Annotated in this window: 26 protein-coding genes and 1 tRNA gene; 10 read left to right on the top strand and 17 right to left on the bottom strand. The window is 49.3% G+C overall.

Annotated features, from left to right (window positions below):
- Nucleotides 1-8 precede the first annotated feature (8 nt).
- Nucleotides 9-329 (bottom strand): ATP-dependent Clp protease adapter ClpS, encoded by a 321-nt coding sequence (clpS, locus tag ACJ8W9_RS02825; protein ID WP_081909704.1) that lies wholly within the window; start codon nt 327-329, stop codon nt 9-11.
- A gap of 219 nt (nt 330-548) precedes the next feature.
- Between clpS and cspD the strand changes: the two genes are divergently transcribed.
- Nucleotides 549-758 (top strand): cold shock domain-containing protein CspD, encoded by a 210-nt coding sequence (cspD, locus tag ACJ8W9_RS02820; protein ID WP_034729518.1) that lies wholly within the window; start codon nt 549-551, stop codon nt 756-758.
- 70 nt (nt 759-828) lie between these two features.
- Here the strand turns inward: cspD and yejK are convergent, their stop codons facing one another.
- Nucleotides 829-1,872 carry a nucleoid-associated protein YejK gene (yejK, locus tag ACJ8W9_RS02815; RefSeq protein WP_411358388.1) on the bottom strand — a complete coding sequence of 348 codons (1,044 nt, stop codon included), beginning with the start codon at nt 1,870-1,872 and terminating at the stop codon, nt 829-831.
- Between the two features lie 70 nt (nt 1,873-1,942).
- Between yejK and ACJ8W9_RS02810 the strand changes: the two genes are divergently transcribed.
- The 3 genes from ACJ8W9_RS02810 to ACJ8W9_RS02800 all read left to right on the top strand — a co-directional run bounded on the left by ACJ8W9_RS02810 (nt 1,943) and on the right by ACJ8W9_RS02800 (nt 3,933).
- Nucleotides 1,943-2,164, top strand: a complete 222-nt coding sequence (locus ACJ8W9_RS02810) for a DUF1414 domain-containing protein (protein WP_411358387.1) — start codon at nt 1,943-1,945, stop codon at nt 2,162-2,164.
- Between the two features lie 12 nt (nt 2,165-2,176).
- Entirely contained in the window at nt 2,177-3,781 is a 1,605-nt protein-coding gene (locus ACJ8W9_RS02805) for a DUF3413 domain-containing protein (RefSeq protein WP_411360306.1), read from the top strand.
- Nucleotides 3,782-3,856: 75 nt separating this feature from the next.
- A tRNA-Pro gene (locus tag ACJ8W9_RS02800) sits at nt 3,857-3,933 on the top strand.
- A 17-nt stretch (nt 3,934-3,950) separates the two neighbouring features.
- On the opposite strand, the gene ACJ8W9_RS02795 is transcribed toward ACJ8W9_RS02800, so the two are convergent.
- The 7 genes from ACJ8W9_RS02795 to ACJ8W9_RS02765 all read right to left on the bottom strand — a co-directional run bounded on the left by ACJ8W9_RS02795 (nt 3,951) and on the right by ACJ8W9_RS02765 (nt 10,144).
- On the bottom strand, nt 3,951-5,327 hold the full coding sequence (locus ACJ8W9_RS02795) for a GTPase/DUF3482 domain-containing protein (protein WP_411360304.1): 1,377 nt from the start codon (nt 5,325-5,327) through the stop codon (nt 3,951-3,953).
- Nucleotides 5,311-6,612, bottom strand: a complete 1,302-nt coding sequence (locus ACJ8W9_RS02790; RefSeq protein WP_411358384.1) for a DUF2868 domain-containing protein — start codon at nt 6,610-6,612, stop codon at nt 5,311-5,313. Before ACJ8W9_RS02790 ends, ACJ8W9_RS02795 begins: the two co-directional genes overlap by 17 nt.
- 16 nt (nt 6,613-6,628) lie before the next feature.
- Nucleotides 6,629-6,868, bottom strand: coding sequence for a hypothetical protein (locus ACJ8W9_RS02785; protein ID WP_411358383.1), 240 nt, complete (start codon nt 6,866-6,868; stop codon nt 6,629-6,631).
- A gap of 96 nt (nt 6,869-6,964) precedes the next feature.
- Entirely contained in the window at nt 6,965-7,297 is a 333-nt protein-coding gene (locus tag ACJ8W9_RS02780) for a YbjQ family protein (RefSeq protein ID WP_411360302.1), read from the bottom strand.
- On the bottom strand, nt 7,294-7,740 hold the full coding sequence (locus ACJ8W9_RS02775) for a zf-HC2 domain-containing protein (protein WP_411358381.1): 447 nt from the start codon (nt 7,738-7,740) through the stop codon (nt 7,294-7,296). The genes ACJ8W9_RS02780 and ACJ8W9_RS02775 overlap by 4 nt, the downstream gene beginning before the upstream one ends.
- A complete protein-coding gene (locus ACJ8W9_RS02770; RefSeq protein ID WP_411358380.1) occupies nt 7,733-8,233 on the bottom strand; it encodes an RNA polymerase sigma factor in 501 nt (166 codons plus the stop codon). Before ACJ8W9_RS02770 ends, ACJ8W9_RS02775 begins: the two co-directional genes overlap by 8 nt.
- Before the next feature lie 84 nt (nt 8,234-8,317).
- Nucleotides 8,318-10,144, bottom strand: a complete 1,827-nt coding sequence (locus ACJ8W9_RS02765) for an ABC transporter ATP-binding protein (protein ID WP_411358379.1) — start codon at nt 10,142-10,144, stop codon at nt 8,318-8,320.
- A gap of 113 nt (nt 10,145-10,257) precedes the next feature.
- Between ACJ8W9_RS02765 and ACJ8W9_RS02760 the strand changes: the two genes are divergently transcribed.
- The 3 genes from ACJ8W9_RS02760 to ACJ8W9_RS02750 are packed head-to-tail and all read left to right on the top strand — an operon-like array spanning nt 10,258 to nt 13,216.
- Nucleotides 10,258-11,925, top strand: a complete 1,668-nt coding sequence (locus ACJ8W9_RS02760) for a carbon starvation protein A (RefSeq protein ID WP_411358377.1) — start codon at nt 10,258-10,260, stop codon at nt 11,923-11,925.
- The gene (locus ACJ8W9_RS02755; protein WP_411358376.1) at nt 11,922-12,194 is read left to right on the top strand and encodes a cory-CC-star protein; all 273 of its coding nucleotides are present in this window, start codon (nt 11,922-11,924) and stop codon (nt 12,192-12,194) included. The genes ACJ8W9_RS02760 and ACJ8W9_RS02755 overlap by 4 nt, the downstream gene beginning before the upstream one ends.
- Nucleotides 12,194-13,216 carry an ArsA family ATPase gene (locus tag ACJ8W9_RS02750; protein WP_411360298.1) on the top strand — a complete coding sequence of 341 codons (1,023 nt, stop codon included), beginning with the start codon at nt 12,194-12,196 and terminating at the stop codon, nt 13,214-13,216. The genes ACJ8W9_RS02755 and ACJ8W9_RS02750 overlap by 1 nt, the downstream gene beginning before the upstream one ends.
- 20 nt (nt 13,217-13,236) lie before the next feature.
- Here ACJ8W9_RS02750 and ACJ8W9_RS02745 read toward each other — a convergent pair whose 3' ends face one another.
- From ACJ8W9_RS02745 to ACJ8W9_RS02735, 3 genes are read right to left on the bottom strand one after another with little or no spacing between them, the layout of a single operon-like run.
- Nucleotides 13,237-13,824 (bottom strand): YqaA family protein, encoded by a 588-nt coding sequence (locus tag ACJ8W9_RS02745; RefSeq protein ID WP_411358374.1) that lies wholly within the window; start codon nt 13,822-13,824, stop codon nt 13,237-13,239.
- Nucleotides 13,825-13,830: 6 nt separating this feature from the next.
- Entirely contained in the window at nt 13,831-15,168 is a 1,338-nt protein-coding gene (locus ACJ8W9_RS02740; protein ID WP_411360936.1) for a M28 family metallopeptidase, read from the bottom strand.
- Between the two features lie 47 nt (nt 15,169-15,215).
- Complete coding sequence (locus tag ACJ8W9_RS02735) at nt 15,216-15,650, bottom strand: hypothetical protein (protein ID WP_411358373.1); 435 nt, start codon at nt 15,648-15,650, stop codon at nt 15,216-15,218.
- 139 nt (nt 15,651-15,789) lie between these two features.
- Here ACJ8W9_RS02735 and ACJ8W9_RS02730 point away from each other — a divergent pair, with 139 nt between their 5' ends.
- From ACJ8W9_RS02730 to ACJ8W9_RS02720, 3 genes are read left to right on the top strand one after another with little or no spacing between them, the layout of a single operon-like run.
- Nucleotides 15,790-16,935 carry an efflux RND transporter periplasmic adaptor subunit gene (locus ACJ8W9_RS02730; protein WP_411358372.1) on the top strand — a complete coding sequence of 382 codons (1,146 nt, stop codon included), beginning with the start codon at nt 15,790-15,792 and terminating at the stop codon, nt 16,933-16,935.
- 3 nt (nt 16,936-16,938) lie between these two features.
- Entirely contained in the window at nt 16,939-20,046 is a 3,108-nt protein-coding gene (locus ACJ8W9_RS02725; protein WP_411358371.1) for an efflux RND transporter permease subunit, read from the top strand.
- Between the two features lie 55 nt (nt 20,047-20,101).
- The gene (locus tag ACJ8W9_RS02720) at nt 20,102-20,629 is read left to right on the top strand and encodes a DUF2937 family protein (RefSeq protein ID WP_411358370.1); all 528 of its coding nucleotides are present in this window, start codon (nt 20,102-20,104) and stop codon (nt 20,627-20,629) included.
- On the opposite strand, the gene ACJ8W9_RS02715 is transcribed toward ACJ8W9_RS02720, so the two are convergent.
- The 5 genes from ACJ8W9_RS02715 to ACJ8W9_RS02695 form a co-directional block, all read right to left on the bottom strand.
- Nucleotides 20,613-20,945, bottom strand: a complete 333-nt coding sequence (locus ACJ8W9_RS02715) for a hypothetical protein (RefSeq protein ID WP_034729566.1) — start codon at nt 20,943-20,945, stop codon at nt 20,613-20,615. The genes ACJ8W9_RS02720 and ACJ8W9_RS02715 overlap by 17 nt on opposite strands.
- Before the next feature lie 53 nt (nt 20,946-20,998).
- Entirely contained in the window at nt 20,999-21,559 is a 561-nt protein-coding gene (locus tag ACJ8W9_RS02710) for a YgjV family protein (RefSeq protein ID WP_411358369.1), read from the bottom strand.
- A gap of 96 nt (nt 21,560-21,655) precedes the next feature.
- Nucleotides 21,656-23,320, bottom strand: coding sequence for a M28 family metallopeptidase (locus ACJ8W9_RS02705; protein ID WP_411360294.1), 1,665 nt, complete (start codon nt 23,318-23,320; stop codon nt 21,656-21,658).
- A gap of 6 nt (nt 23,321-23,326) precedes the next feature.
- Nucleotides 23,327-23,812, bottom strand: a complete 486-nt coding sequence (locus ACJ8W9_RS02700) for a DUF192 domain-containing protein (protein ID WP_411360292.1) — start codon at nt 23,810-23,812, stop codon at nt 23,327-23,329.
- Between the two features lie 139 nt (nt 23,813-23,951).
- Entirely contained in the window at nt 23,952-24,929 is a 978-nt protein-coding gene (locus ACJ8W9_RS02695) for a DUF4382 domain-containing protein (protein ID WP_411358366.1), read from the bottom strand.
- Nucleotides 24,930-25,124 lie beyond the last annotated feature (195 nt).

Raw genomic sequence — 25,124 nt, 5'->3', positions numbered from 1 at the left:
CCGACACCCTACGCTTTTTCCATGGTGCACAACAGCGGATGTTGATGCTCACGTGCGTACTGGTTCACTTGTACTACTTTGGTTTCTGCAATCTCGGCAGAGTAGACCCCGCAAACTGCTTGGCCTTTATAATGAATGGTCAACATGGTATCGGTTGCCCGCTCTTGATCCATTCGAAAGAACTTGATGAGAATCTCGACCACAAAATCCATCGGTGTGTAATCATCGTTGTTCAGGATGACCTTATACATCGGCGGCGGCTGTAACTTTTGCTTATCCTTCTGCGGATCGTGAACGACGCCGTTTTGTTGTTGATCCATCTGACTCATAACTGCCCTTTCTTTATATATAGCTAGAAAACCTTAAAACCGCTCACTTAAATTTTGCTTTTTCTGCGTTTTCGCTTATTAAATAATCAAATTTTGCCTTGACACCGTGTAGATCTCACCTAGAGTAAAACATGGCGTTAACATATACCGTTTTCAATAGCGGCTGACGTCATTCTAACAATAACTAAATAGTAAATGCAGAATAAAGGAAGTAGAAGTATGGCAACCGGTAAAGTGAAATGGTTCAACAACTCAAAAGGTTTTGGATTCATTGAAGCAGAGGACCGTGAAGGAGATATCTTCGCGCATTATTCAACCATTGAAATGGAAGGTTATCGAACGCTGAAAGCGGGCCAAGACGTCGAGTTTGAACTCGAAGAAGGTCCAAAAGGTCTTCACGCGACGAACATTACGCCAGTGCAAAAATAAGACCGGCAACATCAACGAAAAACGCCAGCGCTACTGCTGGCGTTTTTATTTGGCTTCACTGCCGGAACCCTTAGCTATCGATACCAAAATAACGGCGCAGTTGGTCACGAAGATTCGGTGGTGTGCCCTGAATAGTGAGCTTGTCGGTCTGTGGATCGTACTCGACCCTACTTCCCAGTAAGTCTTGTTCAAACGCAACACTCAAGCCCCCACCTTGCCCTTGGAACTTCACTAGCTTTTTTAGCGTGCTACGATCGGTAGGAAATTCATCAACCAAAGCATGCTCGGCTTGCTGCTGGTTAAAGTCAGCAAAACTCCGTTCGCGCGGTAAACTCTCTCGCAGCTGTTCCGATAGGTCTTTCACCCGAACCGGTTCGCCTTGTTGCCACTGTTGATCGCAAATCTCATACACTGATTTACGTAACTGCCGCGCTTCATCGGCAGGTAGCTGCTCTTCTTGCGCGTATTTGTGCACGCTTTCTACTAATTGCTGCGACTGCTTTTTGGCATTTAAACCTTCCGCGCAACCAAGAAAGTCAAGGAAGAAATCAGACACTTTGCGCCCTGCGCGACCCTTAATAAACGAAATATAGCTATTTGATTCAGGCTCTTCTTGCCATTCAGTCAAATTCACTGATGCTGCCAACTGCACTTTGCTAATTGCCAGTTGTGATGAGCGATCAACACTCAAATCAGCAGCAATAGTGACACCGTCTTGACTGGGCAAGAAGGCAACCACTAGATAGTCTTGACCGCGCTCGCGGTAACTGGCAAGCAACAAAAAGCCAGCTTCGAGAATGCCATAGTGTTGCAACTGCTGATGCAGCAACTTAGCGCTTTGCTGCGAGAAGTCGACAAACTCTAGTTGCTGTTGATGCCATTGGGTCAGCAGCTCTGGAAAGTTACTCTCAACGCTCACTTCATGTTCGTCTTCGGCGCGCAAAAAGCGCGCGTATCCTTTACTTGGCTTCGCTTGGTAGACTTGGGTGAGCTCTTCCAACAACAAGCTGACTTCGTCATTAATCGCCAGTGTTGCTGGTGCTACGCGCAGGCCAATTTGGCCATCGTTAGTGTAAAACTGATGAATGATGCTGTGTTGTACTTCTGCATGCATGGTCAACTACTGCCCTTCTGCAATCCCTGTGTTAAGATTGCGCCATTCTAACATGTGAGGAAATAATTCGATGCCTATCGTGTCAAAATATGACGTGACCCACCAACAACAATTGCTTGATGCGGTACTAGAACCGCTGCAGCAAGACCAAGTACCGGTCGATCTCGCACTCATGACGCTAGGTAATGCTGTCACGCATGTCCTTGAATCTCATTATCCACCGGCAAAAGCTCAGCAAGTGGCTGAACAATTTGGCAAAGTACTGCTACAATCTATTTCTAAATCAGCTTAATTTAGGTTGCACATGAGACAACGCAGACAGCGGCGCGATAAAATTGCACGACTTATTAGTTGGGGACATTGGTTCACCTTTTTTAATATTCTGCTCGCGCTTGCTATCGGTACGCTGTATATCGAAGCTGCGGATACCCCGTCGACAGTTTTAGCCGGGGTCTACATGATCATGAGTTGGCTGGGGCACTTTGCCTTCTTGCCTTTTATTGTCTTTATTATTCTGATCTTTCCGTTTTGTCTGCTGATCCCCTACACCCGCTTTCTGCGTGGTATCGCTACGCTGGTTGCGTCGTTTGGCTTGATTGCGTTGGTCGCCGATGCCTTGTTCTTTCGCCAGTACGGCTATCACCTAAACACCTATTCCTTATCGCAGCTCGCAGTCGATGCTGAGTCAGCCTTTGCTGGCGCAAGCTTTGTCTTGTTATTGGGTATGTTACTAGTGTTTGTAGTGCTATTGGTATTCGAACTAGTGCTCGCTAATATTGCCTGGAAGCGTCTTGACCGTCTCAAACAACGCCATTGGGGCGCCGCTTTTAGTGCCGTGTTTGTACTGTGTTTTCTCACCAGTCATAGCGTACATATTTGGGCGGATGCCGTGTTTTATGACCCCATTACCAAACAGGATGACTTATTTCCGTTGTCCTACCCCACCACAGCGCGCACACTGATGAGCAAGCATGGTTGGTTGGTAGAGGAACGCCTGCAGGCGACCGATCGCCTGTTACGCGAGACCGCTTCGATTGAGCTGAAATATCCGCAGCGCCCTTTGATGTGCGCGCGTGAAACTAATGCGGTGAATAGCCACGTGGTGTTATTCAATCACCTAACACCCGCACAACAACAGCAGTTGCTGGCAGCCCTACCAGAATTGCAACCGCTGGCCACACCGGTACTAGGGCAAACTAACACCCAAGCGGGTTGGTTCGAGCTGTTCTACGGTTTAGCTGATATTTATGCGGGTCCGGTGTTAGAGCAGCAGCAGCCGCCAGCGTTTTGGCAACAACTGAACGATTACCAAGTAGCACTCAATGTCCGAGGTGACCACGCAGCATTCGCCGTGCCAGAGTTTTTACATGCAGCGCCACGCGGTAGCTATCGCGTGCGTATCGACATTAAGCTCAGCTCCACCATTGAGCCAGAGCTTATTGCGTCGTTACAACAAGCAATAGCCGCTGGTGAACAGGTATTCGTCACGGCACTTACGCCGAATCATGCGATTGGTAATAGCATTGAGGCCTTTGCAATGAGTGAAATGACCGTACCCGCGTTCAGCACCAGCAATCTGCAGTTTGCCGAGCAAGACGTCATTTTACTTACCGATATAATGCCCAGTTTGGTGACGCAATACATTAACTGCAGCGACGGCGTAAAAGCCTTTGCGACGGGTAAGAATCTATTCGATGCTGGCGAGCGCCGGTTCCCGGTATTGACCAGTTTTGGTCGCGAGCTGGTGGTATACGATGCATCCACAACAACGGTCATCAACGCGAACGGTGCGATGCGCTCATTCGATAACAGCACCTTGCAACCACAGCCGTCGTTTTCGCCAGCAACCCCAGTTTTGGTCGATGGCTTGAAGCATTTGCAACGCTTTAATGCGCAGACTGTGCAATAAAGCAGCAGTTGCTGCGTTTTCGCTGTTGCAAGGCTTGAGTAATTGCGAAAAAACCGTAATATAGCCGGTCTCGGTCGGCGTGTGGCGCAGCTTGGTAGCGCACTGTCATGGGGTGTCAGGGGTCGCTGGTTCAAATCCAGTCACGCCGACCAATTCTCTTCTTAAGTTGCTAGGTTCGGCTCACACTGCCAAGCCACTGCACCAGCTCAGTTGCTAATTTACTCTCATTGATATCCGGCAAACGCTCGCGTAGCGGTGCCAGCATTTGTTCGAGTTCTTTCGCTTCACTGCGCGACAACCGTTGTTGTTGAATGGCTTGGGCGTCAATACGCAATGCCTCGGTTGCGGCATGCCCACGTTTGCTTAACTGCTGCAACAACAAAAGTTGTCGGCCGACCAATGTCACCAACGTCACGCTATCGATTTGTAACACGCGCTCGCCAGTCATTTTCTGCTTGATCTTATCGCCAAAATAACGCCAACTTTGGTACAAACCACCAGCTGCAGCGCCGAGTGCTGTCGCAGCGCCTAAGCTCATGCCACCGACTAATAAGTCGATGCCGGCCCCAGCAGCCGCACCGGCACCTACACCAAACCCGGCATCTTTGCCCCAAGCCTTTAAGGTGGCGTCGGCGAACAGATCCTCGCGCCATTCGCCTTGCTCGACATCGATGGCAGCAAGCTCCGCATCACTTGTTAGAAAGGCAAAACGGGTCAATAACTCCTGCACAGTCTGTTGCTCGCGCGTTCTGATGCGGTGGCGTAGCTCACTGACGTGCTGATTCAGCGTCGACTCGTCGACACTTGCTGGTATGCGCAGCTGTAACTTGCTGACATCAATAAGCAATTGCGCAATGGCATGCAGGCTCTGCTCGTAACGCTGCTGACGTTGTTGCTGGCGCTGGGCAAGTAACTTTTGCAAAGGTTGCTGGGCTGACGGCAATACGGTTGCTAAACTGGTGAATAATTGCTGTTCACCCCCTTCTGGAGGCGACACTGTGTCAAAAGCGACAACAGCATGTAGATTGACCTTAGCAAGGGCCTGTTGCCACTCTTGTTGACGGCTGTGAGGACTCGCGGTGAAGTTTAACACGGGCAGCAAGGGCTTGCCGCATCGTGACAGTACATGCAATTCATCTTGAAATTTTTGCAACACAGGCTCCCTACTATCAATCACATAGAAGGCAGCATCTGACTGTAATAGTTGTCGTAGCACTTTTGCTTCTTGATTGAAGTAGCCTTGTGCCTCAGTACTTTGTAAAAACTGCTCGACCTGCGCAGGGCCATCGTGGCGATGTTGTTGCCGGTAGTTTTCAAGTAAAGCGTACAGCTCTTCCCCCGACTCCAACCCTGGCGTATCGTAAAAGCTCATCACCTGCTGTTGTTCGAGCCAGACGCCTTGTTCAAGCACGTCGCGCGTGGTGCTTGGGGTTTGTTCAACCGCACCAAAGTCACGTTGCTGCAACAGGGTTCGCAACAGTGACGTCTTGCCAGCATTGGTATGCCCAACCACAGCAATGCGCAATGAACTAGTCGACGCGGACATAAGCGACTCCATACTGATCGAGTAGTTGTTGCCACTGATTTAGGTAAGTAGCGGCAGGACTATCAACCAGTTGCACTATCAATTTTTCGGTGTATTGCGCAGTCTGACTTAACAAGCGCATGCTGCCGCGATCAGGCGTGCTGCGACAATCAATGCGCAGTGTCACCAGCGCTCGCGGCTGTTGTTGTAAGTCGCTTAGCCAACGTTGCTTATCAGCGTAGCTTGCAAGTACCCCAAAGTAGTTCGTCAAGGTGCTCGCGGCCTGCGCTTGCGCTGTTTCAAAGTCTAAACTTGCTGATAGCTCACCGCTACCTTGCTGCGCGTATTGAAACCTGAGATGCTCGGCCGTGTCACCACTATCGGCATCGACCACTCGTGGCGCGTGCTCACTGCGTGTTTGTTGCAGCTCTTGCACCACATGAATATGCCCCGCTGCCTGCATATCAAGCTGCATGCGTCGCACCCGCAAAGCGAATAGCAGCAAGCACAGTACCACGGCTAGCAACCGCGGCAATACTGCGTAAAACAACACACAGATTGATAACCAACGCCCGGCTAGATTTGCAAAATAAGGCTCATCCTGTGCCTCAATCGGCGGTAATTGCACCCCAAGCAACAGTTCTGGCAAATAGTTGATGAGCTGCGCCAACATTAACAACTGAGGTTCGTTAAGAATGGTGGTCGCCCAATGAAATTGGTAATTGTTAAAGCTCAAGTACAGCAACAAGGTGAGCCAACTCGAAGCACCGATCAATAACCAGAAGCCATGCGAAACAGCACCAGTCAACGGCACCAACAAGCGCTGCTGTTGTACCAAACGTAACCATGCATCACTCAGCTGTTGCGCAGCGGTATCTTTGACCAACCAACTATTGAGACTCATGGCAATATGGCTAATGCCACGTGGTTTTGCTGAATGTGTAGCAAGCAACAACCACAGCAATAGCAGCAATAGGTTAGGCAATACCAGAATAGCGACCGCAAATAATAGTGAAATCGGCGGTGGTTGTTGCAGTAGTGTTTGCACAGCTCCCGCGCCTAGCAACACCGCGATAAAGCCAAACAATACCGTTAGCAGACGCCGTACATTTTGCCAGCGCTGTAATTGGCGTACCGTACCGCGGCGTTCCGCAACACGTTCGGCGCGACGCAAAAGCTCCTGCTGCGGTGCAGCATCGGTATATTCCTGGCGATGAAACAGCTGTTGTTGTCGCGCAAAATCATGCTGGTCGTGTTGGCGTTGCAGTTCTGCAAGCCAGAAGTGTTCAAAGCGAGATAAACTCAAAGAAGCGTCCTAGTACTTAGTCAAATGACATGCGACGCTGACACGTCGCGGTTTGCATGTCATCGGATACCGCAACGTAGTAACCGCTTGGGCATTCAATCCGCAAGGTTGTTGGATCGGCTTTTTGTGTCGCTTGTTTTTTCAAGTTGCCGCTGACTTCCGCTAAGTCGATATCGGGCAATAAGTGCGACCCAAAGCCATAATAATAATGATAAAGCGCTGCTGCAAAAATCGCTAAAATGAGCAATTTGCGCATAGTGGCTCACTCCCACCCTGATCTAAAGGTAAATGAAATAAAGGCAAATCAATCCTCTATTTAATAGCAGCAGCGCACAAAATACAATGCAACAGTTTAGTCAATTTTTTCCAACTTCACTGCCGTACCAAAAACCAATAATTCAGCGGCACCTTGCGCCAACATCGATGTGGTAAAACGCACACTGACAATGGCGTCGGCTTGCAATGCACGCGCTTCATCAACCATTCGATCAAGCACTTGTTCGCGACTTTCTGCCATTAGTTTAGTGTAGTCGTTAATCTCACCGCCGACGATGTTCTTCAATCCAGCGAGGATATCGCGGCCAATGTGGCGTGCGCGAATCGTATTGCCACGGACGATGCCGACATGTTCAGTGATGCGGTAACCCGCCAAAGTTTCGGTTGTCACTACTGGAATTGTTTTCATAATTGCACCTTTTTATAGCGATCGGTTTTTGCTTGTTGTTTACGCTGCCATGCCACGCCGATAAAGAGCACGGCTAAGCCCAAATAAACTGCGCCAACGGCTAGTTTGAGCCAAATCGGCAGGCTGGCATCTTGTACATACTGATATGCGGCCCAACCGCCAATCACTAACAGACCGATCAACATTAAGAGCCAACCAAGCCATTGCCACACTGGTGTGTTGGTCGTTTGAAAGTGTGGCATAGTGGTGGGTTCTGGCATGGCTTGTCGCGCAGCACGAAGCGCCGCACTTTGTTGTTCGAGTTGAGCTAATTTGGCGCTGCAATACTCACAGCGCTGCAAATGGTGTTGCAACAATTGCTGTTGTTGCTGGGTCAGCTCGTCATCAAGAGCACCACTCAATAAAGGCTCGTACAGAGCGCACTCGCGGGTTGCTTTAGTCATTCGCTTTGTCTCCTCGCTCAAGTTGTTGCAACTGCAGTCGCAAAGCTTCGCGAGCACGCGCTAAGCGCGACATCACGGTACCTTGTGGGATCTGCATAATAGTCGCAATCTCGGCATAACTGCAGTCATTGAGTTCACGTAGTACTAGCACATCACGCTGGGCAAAGGGTAACAACGACAGCGCTTGAAGCGCGTTAGATTCAGCAGGTAACGGAGTACTGACCACTTCTTCAAGCGTGCTGATGGAATCTAACGTCGTTAACTTTTTGCGTTGGCGTAACAGATCGAGACTACGAAAGCGCACCACTTGTAAAAACCAGGCCTTCACTTTAGCGGTTTCAGGAAACCCAGTCGTTGTGATCGCACTGATTAAGGCATCGTGCAAACAATCCTCTGCCGAACTTTGGCATTGCAACAATTGCTGTGCCAACAGCTGCGCCCCGCGTAAGTGCGGTTGTAAAAGCTGATAGCGTTGCTGCTGCAGTGTTTGCATGAATCCAGTGCCCTGTTAAGTGGTACGTTCTTCAATAAGACGAAGCAGTGCTAGAGTTTATTCCATTTTTGATTCGACCAGCATTTATTCCGCAATGAAACCACCCGACTGTCGTGCCCATAATTGTGCGTACAGCCCACCCTGTTCGAGCAACTCGGCATGCGTACCCTGCTCAACAATACGTCCCTCATCCATAACTACCAAACGGTCCATAGCCGCGATGGTCGACAACCGATGGGCGATGGCAATCACGGTTTTACCTTCCATTAAGCGATAGAGGTTCTCTTGAATTGCAGCTTCAACTTCAGAATCGAGCGCCGATGTCGCTTCATCAAGGATCAATATAGGTGCGTCTTTGAGCATCACCCGCGCAATGGCGATACGTTGCCGTTGGCCACCAGACAGTTTCACGCCACGCTCACCAACGTGTGCATCGAGACCACGGCGACCATGATTATCTTCGAGTTCGGCAATAAATTCGGTGGCCTCAGCGCGCGCTGCCGCTTGTTCAATCATCGCTTCGGTGGCATCTGGGCGACCGTAGGCGATGTTGCCGCGGACCGAGCGATGCAGCAACGAGGTATCCTGCGTGACCATACCGATATTGGCACGCAGGCTGTCTTGCGTGACCTCAGCAATGTTTTGCCCGTCAATTTGAATACTGCCCTGATTGAGCTCGTAAAAGCGCAAGAGTACGTTGACTAGGGTTGATTTACCTGCCCCCGAACGACCGACGAGACCAATCTTTTCGCCCGGCGCGATGTGCAAATTCAAATCGCTTAAAATGGGTTTATCGTTGCTGTAGTGAAAATCAACATTGCTGAAAGTGACACCCCCCTGGTGCACGACCAGTGGCTTGGCATCAGGTTTGTCTTGAATTACTTGGGGTACCGCAATAGATTTGATGCCGTCTTGGACCGTACCAATGTTTTCAAACAACGCGGAAACTTCCCACATAATCCATTGGCTCATCCCCCACAAGCGCAGTACCAACGAGAGCGCCACCGCTATAGCACCGACACTGATAAGCTCACCAAGCCACAACCAAATAGCGAGCGCGGCAATGCCAAACAAGAGTAAAGAATTCAGTAAATAAAGACAGGTATAAAGCTTTGTTACCAAGCGCATTTGAGTATGTACGGTAGCCAAAAATTGCTCCATACCTTCGCGAGCAAAGGCACTTTCGCGTTGCGCATGTGAGAACAGCTTCACTGTTTGGATGTTGGTGTAACTGTCGACAATGCGGCCGGTCATGACCGATCGCGCGTCCGCTTGGGCCGCTGCTACTTTTCCGAGACGGGGCACAAAATAGCGTAACAAAATGATGTAACAACCCAGCCAAGCTAATAGCGGCAGGGCTAAGCGCCAATCAGCGCTGGCGACAATCACTACGGTACCGATGAAGTAAACCGCTACGTAGTTGAGCACGTCGAACAGTTTGATCACACTCTCACGGACCGCCAAGGCGGTTTGCATGACCTTAGTCGCAATACGACCGGCAAATTCATCTTGGTAAAACGCCATCGACTGCTGCAGCAAATAATTGTGCACCAACCAACGGATGCGCATTGGGTAATTACCCAGCAATGATTGATAAGTGATTAATGAATGCAGAATCACCAGCGTTGGTAAACCTAACAACACGACTGCCGCCATGCCGATGAGCCAGGGCCCTTGCTCAGCCATAAAAGTTTCGCGCGATTGCTCGCTTAACCAGTCAACGATGCTACCGATAAAACTGAACAACCAGACTTCTGTGATGGCAATCGCCATCATCAGCAAACCTGCCATGAAAATATAGGGCCAGGCACCGCGACTAAAGTACAAACAAAAGGCAACCAAGCCTTTTGGCGGTTGATCGTAGGTCGGCGGTGGAAATGGGTTTAAGCGGTTTTCAAACCAACGAAACATAAGAATCCTTACAGCAAGCTATACTTTGGTCGAATGTCAGTTTTGCATCATTTTGCTTTATCATGAGGGCTGACAATAAAGCATTACGCCATCATAAACGAAAAAGGTGTCTTATGAACGCTATTTTACTGATGTTGCTAGGCCTCGGGGGGATGCTCCTCGGTTACTTATTTTACTCCAAATTTGTGGCTGAAAAGATCTACAAATTGGACCCGAATTTCCGCACCCCGGCACATGAGTTTGAAGATGGCGTTGACTTTGTGCCGACCAATAAATACGTCCTTTGGGGCCACCACTTTACTTCCGTAGCCGGCGCTGCACCTATTATCGGACCGGCGATTGCGGTGATTTGGGGTTGGGTCCCCGCCTTTTTATGGGTCATTTTCGGCACCATTTTCTTCGCTGGAGTGCATGACGCCGGCGCTATTTGGGCGTCAAACCGAAATCGCGCACGGTCCATTGGCGCGCTCACCGGCGACGTTGTCGGTAAGCGTTCGCAATCGTTGTTTATGATTGTGATTTTTCTGGTGTTACTGATGGTAAACGCAGTCTTCGCCACGGCCATTTCAGGACTTCTGATTAACTTTCCAAGCTCAGTGATTCCAGTTTGGGGCGCAATTTTCGTTGCCTTGATTATTGGTCAGGTCATTTTTAGAAAGTGGATGAACCTAGGCACGGTTTCAATTCTAGGTGTCATCGCGCTTTATGCGCTCATTTTTGCCGGGCCGTCAGCACCGCTTAGCTTGCCTGAGACGGTCATGGGAGTATCGGATAACGCCACTTGGATACTCATTCTGTTCTTTTATGCTGCTATCGCGTCTTTGCTCCCAGTTTGGATGTTGTTGCAGCCGCGTGATTACATCAATGGCTTGCAACTCTTTATCGGCTTATTTTTGCTTTACGGTGCAGTGTTATTGAGTGGTCCAGAACTGGTAGCGCCAGCGTTCAATACCAACACTCCCGAAGGAACGCCATCAATCGTACCGCTACTCTTTGTCACCATCGCCTGCGGCGCAATTTCTGGCTTCCACGGGCTGGTGGCTTCAGGCACCACCTCGAAGCAGCTCGATAAAGAGACCGATGCACGTTTTGTCGGTTATTTTGGTGCCATTGGTGAGGGCTCATTGTCTCTGGCTACTATTATTGCGGTAACCGCGGGCTTCGCAACTTTGGCAGATTGGCAAGCGGTGTACCACAGCTTTGGCCAAGGCGGTGTCACCGCCTTCGTCAGTGGCGGTGCACGTATCCTGCAAGAAGGTTTGAGTCTTGATGTGGAACTGTCAGAAACACTGTTGACGGTCATGGCGGTGCTATTTGCTGGCACCACTATGGATACGGGCCTGCGCTTACAGCGTTATATTTTCCAAGAATGGGGCGCCATTTATAACCTCAGCTGGATGCAAAAAGCAGCACCTGCCACCCTGCTCTCGGTTGGCTCTTGTCTCATCTTGGCATTTGGTGCCGGCGGCGCGGATGGTTCTGGTGGCTTGGCGATTTGGCCTTTATTTGGCACCACCAATCAACTGCTCGCGGGTCTCACGTTATTAGTGATCACCGTTATGTTGGTGAAGTTAAAGCGCCCGATGTACGTCACCCTGATCCCGCTCGTGTTTCTATTGGTGATGACCATTTTTGCGTTACTAATACAACTCAAAGGTTTTTACGATACTGCTGACTGGTTCTTGTTCAGTCTTGATTTATTGGTGCTAGTAGCGGCTATTTGGATTGCCCTAGAAGCTACAGCAGCACTGAATCGTGCTCGAAACTCTGTAAACGAATGAAAATACAAGCGATAAAAAGCTGGCTCGTCAATGCGAGTCAGCTTGCCAATCAGTATTACAATGCACCCTATCGTGCAGCGGTAGCGCGCGCGAAACGCGAGCAAGATGATTTATTTATGCTGTATGTCTACAGTGAGCTGATGGGAATACCCAACCCAGCAAGCTATTACACTCTCGAGTTACAACCGCTGCTACTTGAACAATTCCATGAATGGCATTTACGCATGGGCATGGAACATTCACCCTTTGATGAATTTAGGTGTTGCTGATGCAGGATTCATGGCTTAACCAAATGCCGCCCATTATCTTCTTGGGTGGCAAAGGCGGTGTCGGCAAAACTTCAGTCAGTAGCGCCCTCGCCTTGCTACTTGGGCAACAAGGTAAACGCGTGTTATTGGTCTCGACGGACCCGGCGCATAGCCTTGCTGATGCTTTTGGCCGCCCCATAGGAGCTCATCCAACCGCCATCAATGCGCAAGTCGACGCCTTAGAGTTAGATCCTGATGCTCAAGTCGAAGCGCACATCGATGAAGTGCTGCGCGCCATGAAAGACTTCGCCAAACCCACCATGTACCCGCAAATTGAACGGCAACTGAAGCTCTCTGCACAATCTCCGGGAACTCAAGAGGCGGCTTTATTGGAGAGTATGGCAAAGTGGATCGACAGCGCTCAGCAACAAGGTTATGACCATTTAATCTTCGATACCGCACCGACCGGTCATACCCTGCGGTTATTGATCCTACCGGAGGCAATGGCAGCTTGGACGCAAGGTTTACTGCAAGCGAGTGAGAAGTCGGCACAGTTGCAAGGCATGGTTGATCACTTAAGTGCCTCGCGCCAACGCAGTCCGAATCACCCGTTAGCGGAGCCGCAACAGCACGGCACTTCGCAACTTGGCGATCGGCAGGCAAAAATTGCGGCACGGCTGCGTGAACGGCAACAGTTATTCCAGCGTGCGCGCGAGCGAATTAAAGATCCCCAGCAAACAGCTATCGCCTTTGTGTTGACCCCAGAAAAACTGCCAATGTTGGAAACGGAGCGCGCTGTGCAGCAGTTGCGTGAGGCGAAATTACCGATTGCAGCATTATTTATTAATCGTAATTTGCCCGGTAATGCTGATGGCGAATTTCTCGCGCAACGGCGGCAACAAGAACAAGTTTATCGTGAGCAGATCAACCAGTTGTTCGATGACCTTCCCAAGTGTTTTTTGCCATTATTTGCTACAGATTTACAGGAACTTGCTGGCCTAGAGGCCTTTGCCCAAGTCATTGCGACGAGTCAGTGGTGTTAAACCTGAAGTTAAGTCTGTAGTTACGAAAGTACTACGATCAAATAGATAGCTACCCCCGCGACCAAAACCCCTAGTCCGAGACGATTTTGATGGCGCTGCCACCAGCCGAGAACACGCTCACCGAGCCAGTACACCAATAAGGCCAAGCCATAGTAACGAACGCCCCTAGCAATGAAAGCTGCAGCAAGAAATAACAAGTATGGGTATTCGGTGCTACCGGCTGCTAACATGCCCACCTGAAATGGGATGGGCGTGATACCAACGAGCAACAAAGTCGCAAAACCGTTCTCTTTAAAATCGGCAGTGAACTCGGAGAATGCCTGCTGATAGCCGAAATAATCAATCAACCACTGACCACCAGTATCAAAGAAGAACAAGCCAAGGTTATAACCAATCGTGGCCCCGACTAAACAGCCGGCCAGTGTTGCCGTAGCAATCGCAAACCAGCGCTCGCGCTCATGAATCAGCAGCGGGATGAGCACCAGTTCTAATGGGATTGGAATGATGATTGACTCGAGCAGTGAAGCAACGAAAATCATCCATAATAGGTGGTTGGATTCAAGAATACGTGCCAACCAACGGTTGGCACGTGCATCATCTACTTTCATGCAAACTTATTCGCCAAAAGCTCCCGCTGGTCCTGGAAACACCACAGGACTCTCGTAACCATCTTTACTGACACTTGCGACGCCGAAAAAGTAGTTGTCGATGACAATGTTTTCTAGCGTGTACTCTGTCACATTGCCGACGTCGCGGCTGAATTCCCAATTTGGCGCATCGGTATGGCGCCAGTAAACGCGGTAGCCAGCTACATGGTCCGCTTCAGCCGCGCTTGGTGCCTGCCATTTTAACGTAGTATCGGCACTGACTGCACCGGAAATCTGCACCTGCGCTGGTGGACTTGGTGCCCAAGCCATGCCCGCGAGTGAGACAGCATTTAAGGCGGTCAGCTTGGCGGCATAATCAAAGTCAACGCCATCGAGGGTGTCACCATAGGCAATGCCGTCTTCAACACGTAAATCCTGGTGCTGACGATTGTAGTTCTCGTTGGTTTCCATGATCCGAACCCCCGGGAAGCCAAGGTCATTGAACGGACGATGGTGACCACCACGAGCGAAGCGGTCTAGACGATAAATCACCATAGTGTCTAAGTTTTCGATATAACGATCGGCCATCCAATCGATGTAACGCGCCAGATTACGACTTGGTGAATCAACTTCACCACCGGTAAAACGGCGACGACGTGCATCATCTTCGGTCTCATCCATGCGCGTGCCTTCAGCAAAAATACGTGCGGTGGTGTTATCGATAACACCGTTGATGCCCTCGGTATTACCAATCATATCGTTGTTGAGGACTGCTTTGATGCGCCAACCGTCCTGCTGCGCTTGCTCAGCCATGATCCGGCCACCAAATAAGCCCTGTTCCTCGCCCGCAAGAGCTGCGTAAACAATAGTGCCAGCAAACTCGTATTGACTTAAGACGCGTGCGGCTTCTAGAGCACCAGCGACGCCCGAAGCGTTATCGTTGGCACCAGGTGCGTCAGATTCAAAGTCCATCACATCGGTGACGCGCGAATCGATATCACCAGACATGATGACATAACGATTCGGATCAACTTTACCGCGTTGCACGGCTATCACACTGACCACTTCAGTCGCGTCAGGAATACGTGCTTCACCGCTAATCACTTCACTTTGGTAGTACACCTCGAGGCAACCACCACAAGCCGCAGAAATCTTATCAAATTCAGCCTTAATCCAGCGTCGAGCAGCACCGATGCCACGGGTTTCAGATTCGGTCTCTGACAAAGTATGACGGGTGCCAAAACTCACCAACTTGGTGATGTCTTGCTCGATACGCTCAGCAGAGACAGCCGCGGCGATATCATGCAAGTCGGATTGGTCTTTATAGGTAATACTTTGCCCTTGCGCAGAAGCAGCAAAACTCATGCCCAGCGCAACAGCAAGAACAGTCAGTTTAGTCATGTGGTGTCCTATCAACAGTCATTCGGTTCAAAGCGTAAGGTAAACAGCCCTAGTTCATTTTGATCAAGATAGCGAAATTCAACAAAGTCAGCGCGTTCGCGATAAAACGCCAAAGCTTCGCCCTGACAATACTCCCGCAGCATCTGCGGATAGATTTCAGCCTCGATAGCATCTTCGTCATGAACGAAGCGATCAATGCGAACCAAGGTGTAGATAAAACGCATACCATAATTTGCTACTTCGGCGCGCTCAAAACGCGTCTGTTCATCGAGTAGGCGCGGTAAATCACGGTTCATAATCCCGGAGCGCTCTAAAAGATCAGTGTAAAGCTGATTGCGTGCACTCGAATTATTTCTGTCCGGCTCCTGTAGCAACATAAAGGCCAGTAGCGCAAATAAAACCACCGAAGCTGCAAGGATAAGACTCAAACGAAAACTTTTTGACATAAACTTTTACCATATTCTGTGCGTAACCCTAATAAATTCACCATTCGCACTTACAAACATTCATGTATGTATGTATAATTATCCACGATTGTAAAACGATTCTCTTTACGCAGAAAAACAAATTACGAGGTAGTCATTAATGCGTCAACGTACCCTATCACCGATTGCCGCTGCTGTCTTTACTGGCATGCTTTTGCTCGCAGGTTGTAGCGACCAAGAACAAGCGCAAGGGCAAAACCAACAGCAGCAACAACAAACGGTCGGTGTTGTCACTTTAAAACCACAGAATGTTGACTTGAACGTGACCCTGCCTGGTCGTGCGACCGCTTATCGCACCGCAGAAGTGCGTCCGCAGGTGGGTGGCATCTTGCAAGCACAACTTTTTACCGAAGGCAGTGACGTTGAGCAAGGTCAATCGCTGTACCAAATCGATCCAGCTAATTATGAAGCTGACGTAGCTTCAGCCAAGGCCTCGGTTGCCCAAGCGAACGCAACATTGAGCGCCGCGAATGCGCGTTTCTCACGATTTGAAGGCTTACTTGCTGAAAAAGCCGTCAGCCAACAGGAATTCGATGAAGCTGAAGCGAGCTACTTGCAAGCACAAGCGCAGCTCAAAGTTGCCGAAGCCGAGCTTGAACGGGCTGAATTAAACCTTGGCTACACCAAAGTCTATGCACCTATCAGTGGCCGCATCGGTCGCTCAATGCTGACAGAGGGCGCACTGGTGAGTGTCGGCCAAGCACAAGCATTGGCAACGATTCATCAGTTGGACCCGATTTATGTTGATGTGCAACAAGCAAGTGAAGCCTATTTGCAATTGCAACGTGCCATCGCCAACGGTCAAGTAACAACCGACGCCGACAACCAGCCTCGCGTGCGTTTATTTGCCAACGGTAGCGATCAGGTCATTGCTGAAGGCAAGCTGCTATTTAATGAAGTCACTGTTGATCCAAGCACCAGTACGATTACTTTACGGGCTCAGTTTGACAATCCAGACCGCGCTATTTTGCCGGGCATGTACGTTACTGCCGAAGTAGATACGGGCGCGTTGCAAAACGCACTACTCGCCCCACAAGCTGGGGTTACACGTGATCCGCGTGGTCGCGCTGTGGCGTTAGTGGTCAACGGCGAAGGTGAAGTAGAACAACGTTACCTTGAGGTGGACGGCACGTCTGGTGACTCCTGGATCGTCCGTGACGGTCTGAGTGAGGGAGACAAAGTGATCGTCGAAGGCTTACAAAAAGTTCAGCCTGGCGCCAAAGTTCAAACCGAAGAAGTGAAGTAAAACATGGCAAAATTCTTTATTGATCGCCCCATCTTTGCATGGGTTATCGCGATTATCATAATGCTCGCGGGTGGCTTGGCGGTAACGCAGCTACCGGTCGAACAGTACCCAGAAATTGCGCCACCGTCGGTTCAGATTAACGCGACCTACCCCGGTGCAACTGCTGAGACACTTGAAGAAAGTGTCACTCAGGTTATTGAGCAAAATCTTAACGGTATTGATAATCTGGTGTACTTCTCATCTACTAGTGACTCTGCCGGCAACGCGAGTATCACCTTGACCTTTGAGGCGGGTACCGACCCTGATATTGCGCAAGTACAGGTGCAGAATAAGCTGCAGTTAGTCGTACCATTATTGCCTCAGGCAGTGCAAGACCAAGGACTGGTAGTGGCGAAAGCCAATAACTCGTTCTTGATGGTGTTAGCGTTGATTTCAAATAATGACGAGATCAACCAAATTGACTTGGGTGACTACATCGCAAGTAACATCCAAGATCCGATCGCTCGCACGCCAGGGGTGGGTAATGTACGTCTGTTTGGTGCTCCTTATGCTATGCGCATTTGGCTCGATCCGCAAAAATTGACGCGCTACAACCTCACCACCACGGATGTGGTTTTAGCGTTACGCGAGCAAAATAACCAGGTTGCCGCCGGTCAATTGGGCGGTACACCAGCAGTGGAGGGTCAAAGACTCACCTCCTCGATAATTGCTCAAACCCGGCTAGAAACCGTCGACCAATTCGAGGACATTCTGCTCCGCGTCAATCAAGATGGTTCTGCCGTCAAAGTTAGCGACGTGGCACATGTTGAGCTCGGTGGCGAAAACTATTCGACGATTGCACGTTATAACCGCCAAGCGGCGTCTGGTCTGGCCGTCAACCTTGCCACAGGTGCCAACGCTCTAGAAACAGCTGCCGCGGTCAAAGAACGGGTGGCTGAATTAGAAGAATTCTTCCCACCAGGGGTTGAGTTGGTGATTCCGTATGACACCACGCCGTTCGTTGAAACCTCGATTACTGAGGTGGTGAAGATTCTGTTTGAAGCTTTCGTCCTCGTTTTCTTGTTGATGCTGCTATTTTTACAGAACTTGCGCGCTACGCTAATTCCGACCTTAGCGATTCCAGTCGTGGTATTGGGTACCTTTGGCATCATGTCAGCGCTAGGCTTTAGTATTAATACGCTCACCATGTTTGGTTTGGTACTTGCCATCGGCCTGTTGGTGGATGATGCCATCGTGGTGGTCGAAAACGTTGAACGTTTAATGCATGACGAAAAACTCTCGCCACGCAAAGCCACCATTAAGTCAATGCAACAGATTACTGGCGCATTGGTTGCAATCGGTTTGGTCATGGCGGCTGTGTTTGTACCCATGGCGTTCTTCGGTGGTTCAACGGGTGCGGTTTACCGACAGTTCTCAATTACCATTATTTCGGCAATGAGTTTGTCGGTGTTGGTGGCAATTATATTTAGCCCTTCGCTGTGTGCGACTTTGCTGAAGCCAATAGACGAAGAGAAAAAGAACAAAGGCATCATGGGCGCGTTCAACCGTGGCCTGAACCGTCTCACTGAAAAATACACTGGCTCGGTACAAAGCATTATTAAACGCAGTGCTCGGTTTATCGTGATTTACTTTGTATTGGTGGCTGCGCTGGCCTTTTTGTTCCTGCGCATGCCAAGCTCGTTCATTCCAAATGAAGACCGCGGTGTCTTCTTAACGCAAATGCAGCTTCCTGCCGGCGCAACGCAAGAGCAATCGTTCCAAACTATGCAAAAAATCGAGAATTATTTCCTCGATGAAGCTGCTGGTATCCGTTCGGTGTTCTCGGTGGTTGGTTTCAGTTTCAGTGGCCAAGGGCAAAATGCTGGTTTGGCATTCGTGCGGATGACAGATTGGTCTGAACGTACCAGCCCTGAGTTACAAATTGATGCCATCATCGGCCAAGCAATGGGTTACTTCAGCCAAATTCGTGAAGCCATGGTATTTGCATTCAACTTGCCGTCGATTCCCGAATTAGGCAATGCCAGCGGCTTTAACTTGTACTTACAAGATCGCGGTGGTTTGGGCCACGAGGGTTTGTTGGAAGCGCGCAACCAATTGCTAGGCATGTCGGCGCAAAACGATACCGTTACCGGTGTTCGTCCGAATGGCTTGGAAGATACCTCACAGTTCAAAATTGAAGTGGATTTTCAAAAAGCTAAGGCGCTAGGGTTATCCATCGATCAAATCAACGCAACCCTCGCCAACGGTTTTGGCTCAACCTACATCAATGATTTTATTGACCGTGGTCGAGTGAAAAAGGTTTACGTACAAGGAGTGCCTGAAAGTCGTATGACGCCTGAAGACCTCAGCCAATGGTTTGTGCGTAATAATGATGGCGAAATGGTGCCCTTCTCGTCCTTTGCAAGTACCAGTTGGACTTTTGGTCCACAGCGCTTAGAACGGTATAACGGTGTACCGGCGATGAATATTCAAGGCGAGGCAGCACCAGGTTTTGCCTCTGGTGATGCGATGATGGCTATGGAAGAAATGATCGGTAAATTGCCACAGGGTATTGGCTATGAATGGTCAGGCATATCGCTTGAGGAAAAAATCTCTGGTGACCAAGCGCCGTTGCTCTACGCGCTGTCGCTACTTATAGTATTCCTGTGCTTAGCGGCCTTGTACGAAAGTTGGTCGATTCCGTTCTCAGTTATGCTGGTAGTCCCGCTAGGTATTTTAGGTGCAGTGATTGCCGCAACCATGCGTGGTCTCGAAAACGATGTTTATTTCCAGGTTGGTTTGTTGACAACGGTCGGGGTCTCAGCACGGAATGCTATCTTGATCGTGGAATTTGCCAAGGACTTACAGGCACAAGGTAAAGAATTGCTTGCAGCGACGTTAGAGGCGGTCAAACTGCGACTACGTCCAATTCTGATGACCTCACTCGCATTCACCTTCGGTGTGCTGCCATTAGCACTCTCAAGTGGCGCTGGTGCGGTGAGTCGCCAAGCAATTGGTACCGGTGTTATCGGTGGTATGATTGGTGGCACCATTTTAGCTATCTTTTTCGTACCATTGCTGTTCTACGTAGTGCGTCGCACTTTCCCACCTAAGGTGCGCGCCGAAGACTAGTCGCATTTCAAACTGCATGCTAAGGTTATCTCTGGTCTCAGAGGTAACCTTTAGCATGATCTATCGTTATTTTATTCTTTGTGTCGCCGCTTCAGCCCTACTGTTGGGTATTCAAGCGCCTAATCTATTGACCCAATATCAACAACGCTTAGCAGCACAGTATGCCGAAGCCATGGTTTACTATAGAGACTACCAAACCATTGCTGACACTCATTTTGACGGCGATATGCAAGCACTGATCCGCGCCCATCAAACAAGTGATGAGGCGGCCTTTCGTGATGAGGCACCGATTATTGAAAAACTAGTGGTGCGGGTGAACGCGTTTGAGCAACAGTTGCAGCTACAACAACAGAGCTACCCAAATCAATTGTGGGCTCTCGTCTGGCAACATGATGAGGAGTTACTCACGGGAACTATGGAGCAGTACAGCTTTAATGTGCCGCTGACGCAGCAAGCGATAGCTACGGGCGCACTGATTGCGCTAGCGATTGTGGTTTTGATCGATTTTATTTGGCTGGTGTTAAAACGTCTGTTCCGTCGCCGCGGTGATGAGCCCGGCTATCGGGCTAATCATCGTTTTTAACTTTGTATTCACCCTCAATCACCGAATCATCGCTGCGATTACGGGTCTGCTCACGCTGCTGCTGATAGCGTTGCTGCGCATCTCGCTGTGCTTGGCGCGCTGCTTTATTGAATTGCCATACCTGTTTCAATTCGCGGCGTTTGCGCCACATCACCGGTAGTAGCAGTATCCAACCGACCAGCAAGAAAATAAGACCTAAGCCTAGCGCTAATAGCAAAAATAGGCCAAACACGAACCAGCTCAATAACACCACAAGCGGATTTGCATTGGGCTGCGGCTTCATTTTTTCTTGCCATTGGCGAATATAAATTAACATTACATCGTCTCGTTTAACTGAGTTACTAATACTATTGTGGCGCAAGCATACAATTACAAGTGTTGCGCCTTGCGATCCTGTAACAATTTAAGAATGATACTGCTCAGATTCACGATATTGAAAACAGTTCCCGAAACACTGCCGACAATAATTGCGTAAACCAAGCCCAAGAACTCAGCGAGTAAAAACCAACGCCGAATCAGTGCAGGGTCGTTTAATTTAATCGAGCCGACCGTAAAAATGATCGACGAAGCATAGGCAATCCAGATCGACCAATGACTCGGCTGGTCTGAAAATGCGATCGCGACTCCACTTAGCGAAAAATCAAGGGCTGCAATTGGAAACTGCCATTCAATAATGAGAAACACAATATTGAGTGCGACAAAGCCCCACAACACCAGCGGTCCTTGCCAACGCAGTGCGATAAAATTACGTAACACCGCAATGCCAGTGACAATACCACCAGCGATGGCATCCAGCATGAAAAAGTGGATAGATAATGAACCGAGCGCTATTGCGGAAACAATACGATAGCGATTGGCCGTACCTTGACGATAGGCAATAAAATTAAGAATGAGTGCGATAACACCAAAGACTTCTGCAACAGAAAACAACTGGAATCCTCAATATTACTTAGTTTTTTTCAAGACAATAAAAACGGCGGCAACCGCAAAGTGTCACCGCCGTCTACCGGGTGTTACCACCTGAGATTATTGGCGCTCGGCCGCAGTCTCTTCACGAATACCACGGAATTCGTTTCCGGCATACCAATTTGGCCACGCGTCAGAATTTGCCAGCTCATCACCAATCCAGTAGTACAGCCACATATCTTGCTGCACACCACGTAAATCCCATTCTGGATCGTACTCATCTGCTGGCTTGTGATACGCCTCTTGCACATATTGCGCACGTTGTTCTTTGCCGTATGCTTCACCAAACTCAATGTGATCGTTGCCACCTTTTGCATAAAGCATCGGGACACCACGCTTAGCTAGGTTGAAGTGATCTGAGCGATAGAACGAGCCAACTTCCGGGGTAGGCTCAGGCGCTACGTAACGGTCTTGTTTCTCAACATAACGCGCTAAATATTCTTCAAGTTCTGAATTGCCATGCCCAACCACGACCATGTCCTTCATCGGTCCATAAACGTTCATCACGTCCATGTTGATGCCCGCAACAGCTTTACCAAGCGGCAACATTGGATGATCAGCGTACCAATCAGAACCGAGCAAACCACGTTCTTCCGCGGTTACTAATACAAACACGACCGAACGCTCCGGTTGTGGTTGCGAGGCAAAGAATTCAGCAATTGCCATGACTCCAGCGGTACCCGACGCATTGTCTTGCGCACCGTTGTAGATTTGGTCATCACTCGCAATCGGATTCATCCCCATGTGATCCCAATGCGCCATGTAAATCACGTGCTCTTCCGGATTGACGCTACCTTCAATATAACCAATCAAGTTCGGTGAGTTGAGGTATTCAAAGTCAGTCTGTACGGTCAAGGACACCGCCGCATTCAAAGCAACGGGTTCAAACTCAGGTTGTTGTGCCTGCGCACGCATCTCAGCATAGCTAGAGCCGACGCGAGCAAATAACCTGTCCGCAGCCTCCTCTGTGAGCCAACCTTCAATTTCGGCACGATCCATATTTTTATTTTCACGCGCTAAATCAAAACGCAATGGTGAGCCACCTGCAACCACGCCCCAACCGTAACCAGCAGGCCCTGTCTCGTGAATGACGAGGATACCCGCAGCACCTTGGCGCGCCGCTTCTTCAAACTTATAGGTCCAACGACCGTAATAGGTCATAGCTTTGCCGTTGAAAACTTCAGGATCACCACTGTCGTAACCTGGGTCGTTGACTAATACCACGACTGTTTTACCGGCAACATCGAGACCTTCATAATCATTCCAGCCATATTCCGGTGCTACAATACCGTAGCCAGCAAACACCATTTCACTGTCGTTGAGCGAGACTTCTTCTTGTACTCGCGGTGACCACGCCATCATGTCTTGTTTATAGGTAAAATCAGCTAACTCAGCGGAGCCAAAGCTCATATCTGAAACACTGTAGGGCGTCATTTTCACCAAAGGCACTTCTTGGCGATAGCTATTGGTTTCTGCGTCATAGGGTTGTAGACCCCACGCGCGAAATTTTTCTTCGACAAAAGCAACGGTCAATTCTTCACCTTTACTCGCCGGCGCACGTCCTTCGAATTCATCGGAGCTTAATGTCTGCAGGTAATCGCGATAGTTTTCGTTAAAACTGTAAGGGTCGACCTCAACTTGCGGGGTTGTAGTCGATTCAGGTTCACTGGCAGGCGAACATGCGACAATTAGCATGCTGGCGGCCAGTACCGAAAGTTTTTTCATCGGTTGTTACTCCTTGTTTTCACATTGTTGTAGTTGGACGCCTTCACGAATACCATGCTCGGCAAAATAGCCTGCTGGCATTTCGAGCGCACTTTTATAATTGGTACCCGGTCGATAACTCGGGCAATTACGTGAATTTACACTGGTGCAAGGACGCATGGTGAAGGTTTTGACGACACGCATCTGTGCATCTAAATAAGCAATATCGAGCGCGATTTTAGTGTTGTACATCCAAAATCCGGAGTAGCCAGGACGTTCCTCGTCGTAAACAAACCACATCCCTTGATGGGGTGCTAACTCAGTACGGTGCATCAAACCACGCGCTCGCTTATCAAAATTATCTGCAATTTCAACTTGCATGGGCGGTTGTCCGCTGGCCTCAACCTGACAAAGTTGCGTGGTGTCATAACTACACACGTCTTCCGCAGCTGTTGAGCAGGAATCTTGCGCAGTAAATCCAGCAAGTAGCAAAGTAAGTATTGATAGTGTCATAGCTGTTAGCTCGATAGAAAACAAACGAGCTCAAGTATGGCGTGAATTGGACGGAAAAAAAAGCCAAAAAAGCCCCTTGCGGGGCTTTAAATTGGAGAACATTTGATAAACACGTACTAACGCATGAACGTCAGGTTGTTTATCCGGAGATATCCACGGTGGTAACCGTTTCATCCCCACTGACGCTCACGTCTACAATTCCTTGAAACGTGATGTCATCATCTGCCTCGGGATCGTCATCCGTCTGGCAGGTCCACGCTGCAGAGTAATCACCTGCCGCAACGTAACCGACAGAAAAGGTGTAGGCAGAGACGTTATCAAAGTACACCGCTGCAACGGCATACGGCTGATGTGTCTCTGCCCCACCTACATCTGCCAGGGCAGTTATCTCTAAATCACTTCCTTCATAGAGATAAACTGCAGCCACTGGCTCTGTCGTGTCGCTTGGCGCGACCGAACAAGAATTCTCAATGAGTAAGGCTTCAGCAATACTGCCTTCCACGTGCCCTACTTCTAAATTATTCACCAAACGCACACCGCGGGGCTTCAAGAAGTAGACATCTTGTCCCACTGGGTTCACCAAGGCTTGGCGCAAATCAAACTCAACGGTATAGGCGGCATTACCACCGGCATCGAGCGTAATGCTATCGAATTTCAGTTCATTTGACGGTACTTGTAGCGGAATTTGCTGCTCCCCCACTTGCACATATGAACCTTCACTCATTACCAGCCGTAGTTGGCCGTAAGTACCTGCTGCAACTTCGACACCGGCGACTAAATCAAGCGCATCACTACCGGTGTAACTCATCAGATCCACACCATAAGTGTTAGGGATGGTCTCACCGTCGCTATCCTTACAAACATCATTGCTTGCTAACGTGTTATCAGACTCGCCAATGACAAAAGTTTGCTGACCATCACCATTACCGACCAGCTCAATGGCGCTAAAGCAAGCAATTACCGCGTCTGCCTCGTCAACTGGCGCATCGCTAATCGCGAGCGTGAAAGTAGCAGTGTCTGCAACGTTTGGCTCATCATCCGAACCTCCACACGCAGCTAACGACAAAGCCGCAACAGAAATTACAAAAGCTTTACATGATTGATGTTTTGATAACATGTTAATATACCTCTCGATATATGAGTTTAGTGTAAACAATATTTAGCACAGCTTGCAACCCCTGTCGCGTTGTTTACGTTGGCTTTACAAAGAAAAAATCACGCTTAATTATTAGCCAAAGTTTTAAATCATGCTTAGTTTGTTGTGAATTTGTTTGAAAACAGCAGGATTGATCGCGTCCGCAACTCGGCATAA

The organism is Pseudidiomarina salilacus (assembly GCF_047323925.1).
GTDB classification, from domain to species: Bacteria; Pseudomonadota; Gammaproteobacteria; order Enterobacterales; family Alteromonadaceae; genus Pseudidiomarina; species Pseudidiomarina salilacus.
Note: the sequence above shows the minus strand (reverse complement) of the source record. Positions and strands in the feature narration are given on the sequence as shown.

Bases quoted from the DNA above. Each gene is read 5' to 3' on its own strand.
- ACJ8W9_RS02730 (WP_411358372.1), top strand. From the start codon at position 15,790: ATGCGTCAACGTACCCTATCACCGATTGCCGCTGCTGTCTTTACTGGC.
- clpS (WP_081909704.1), bottom strand. From the start codon at position 329: ATGAGTCAGATGGATCAACAACAAAACGGCGTCGTTCACGATCCGCAG.
- ACJ8W9_RS02755 (WP_411358376.1), top strand. From the start codon at position 11,922: ATGAAAATACAAGCGATAAAAAGCTGGCTCGTCAATGCGAGTCAGCTT.
- ACJ8W9_RS02750 (WP_411360298.1), top strand. From the start codon at position 12,194: ATGCAGGATTCATGGCTTAACCAAATGCCGCCCATTATCTTCTTGGGT.
- ACJ8W9_RS02760 (WP_411358377.1), top strand. From the start codon at position 10,258: ATGAACGCTATTTTACTGATGTTGCTAGGCCTCGGGGGGATGCTCCTC.
- ACJ8W9_RS02740 (WP_411360936.1), bottom strand. From the start codon at position 15,168: ATGAGTTTTGCTGCTTCTGCGCAAGGGCAAAGTATTACCTATAAAGAC.
- ACJ8W9_RS02805 (WP_411360306.1), top strand. From the start codon at position 2,177: ATGAGACAACGCAGACAGCGGCGCGATAAAATTGCACGACTTATTAGT.
- cspD (WP_034729518.1), top strand. From the start codon at position 549: ATGGCAACCGGTAAAGTGAAATGGTTCAACAACTCAAAAGGTTTTGGA.
- ACJ8W9_RS02775 (WP_411358381.1), bottom strand. From the start codon at position 7,740: ATGACTAAAGCAACCCGCGAGTGCGCTCTGTACGAGCCTTTATTGAGT.
- ACJ8W9_RS02700 (WP_411360292.1), bottom strand. From the start codon at position 23,812: ATGACACTATCAATACTTACTTTGCTACTTGCTGGATTTACTGCGCAA.
- ACJ8W9_RS02735 (WP_411358373.1), bottom strand. From the start codon at position 15,650: ATGTCAAAAAGTTTTCGTTTGAGTCTTATCCTTGCAGCTTCGGTGGTT.
- ACJ8W9_RS02795 (WP_411360304.1), bottom strand. From the start codon at position 5,327: ATGTCCGCGTCGACTAGTTCATTGCGCATTGCTGTGGTTGGGCATACC.
- ACJ8W9_RS02695 (WP_411358366.1), bottom strand. From the start codon at position 24,929: ATGTTATCAAAACATCAATCATGTAAAGCTTTTGTAATTTCTGTTGCG.
- ACJ8W9_RS02720 (WP_411358370.1), top strand. From the start codon at position 20,102: ATGATCTATCGTTATTTTATTCTTTGTGTCGCCGCTTCAGCCCTACTG.
- ACJ8W9_RS02785 (WP_411358383.1), bottom strand. From the start codon at position 6,868: ATGCGCAAATTGCTCATTTTAGCGATTTTTGCAGCAGCGCTTTATCAT.
- ACJ8W9_RS02715 (WP_034729566.1), bottom strand. From the start codon at position 20,945: ATGTTAATTTATATTCGCCAATGGCAAGAAAAAATGAAGCCGCAGCCC.
- yejK (WP_411358388.1), bottom strand. From the start codon at position 1,872: ATGCATGCAGAAGTACAACACAGCATCATTCATCAGTTTTACACTAAC.
- ACJ8W9_RS02705 (WP_411360294.1), bottom strand. From the start codon at position 23,320: ATGAAAAAACTTTCGGTACTGGCCGCCAGCATGCTAATTGTCGCATGT.
- ACJ8W9_RS02765 (WP_411358379.1), bottom strand. From the start codon at position 10,144: ATGTTTCGTTGGTTTGAAAACCGCTTAAACCCATTTCCACCGCCGACC.
- ACJ8W9_RS02770 (WP_411358380.1), bottom strand. From the start codon at position 8,233: ATGCAAACACTGCAGCAGCAACGCTATCAGCTTTTACAACCGCACTTA.
- ACJ8W9_RS02810 (WP_411358387.1), top strand. From the start codon at position 1,943: ATGCCTATCGTGTCAAAATATGACGTGACCCACCAACAACAATTGCTT.
- ACJ8W9_RS02745 (WP_411358374.1), bottom strand. From the start codon at position 13,824: ATGAAAGTAGATGATGCACGTGCCAACCGTTGGTTGGCACGTATTCTT.
- ACJ8W9_RS02725 (WP_411358371.1), top strand. From the start codon at position 16,939: ATGGCAAAATTCTTTATTGATCGCCCCATCTTTGCATGGGTTATCGCG.
- ACJ8W9_RS02780 (WP_411360302.1), bottom strand. From the start codon at position 7,297: ATGAAAACAATTCCAGTAGTGACAACCGAAACTTTGGCGGGTTACCGC.